Raw genomic sequence first — 392 nt, forward strand, 5'->3', positions numbered from 1 at the left:
GGGCGGGAGGGATGGCTCGTCTCCGATCTCATGCAACAGCTTGAAAACGCCCGCTGGCTCAACGGCAAGATCCGCTTCATCCAGAACCCTACCGACGCCGAACTCCGCCGCCTCTACGCCGACTGCAGCTTTACCGTCTTTCCCTCTTTCTTCGAAGGCTGGGGCCTGCCCGTGACAGAAAGTCTGAGCATGGGGCGACCCTGCGTGGCATCCGGCACGACGTCCATCCCCGAGGCCGGCGGCAGCCTCGCCCGCTATTTCAATCCCCGAGACACCAACGACGCCTACCGTCTCATCTATGACACCATCACAAACCAGACCGCCCTCGGCGAATGGACCGAACAGGTCCGCTCCCACTTCACACCCGTTCCCTGGACAGACAGCGCCAGAGC

The 392-nt window shown here is 62.8% G+C and carries 1 protein-coding gene; it reads left to right on the forward strand.

The annotated features are described in order from the left end of the window. Window positions 1-30: 30 nt before the first annotated feature. On the forward strand, window positions 31-392 hold a 362-nt coding region (locus JN414_RS16525), incomplete at its 3' end, for a glycosyltransferase (RefSeq protein ID WP_237390146.1).

The organism is Gluconobacter sp. Gdi (genome assembly GCF_014132155.1).
Classification (GTDB): Bacteria; Pseudomonadota; Alphaproteobacteria; order Acetobacterales; family Acetobacteraceae; genus Gluconobacter.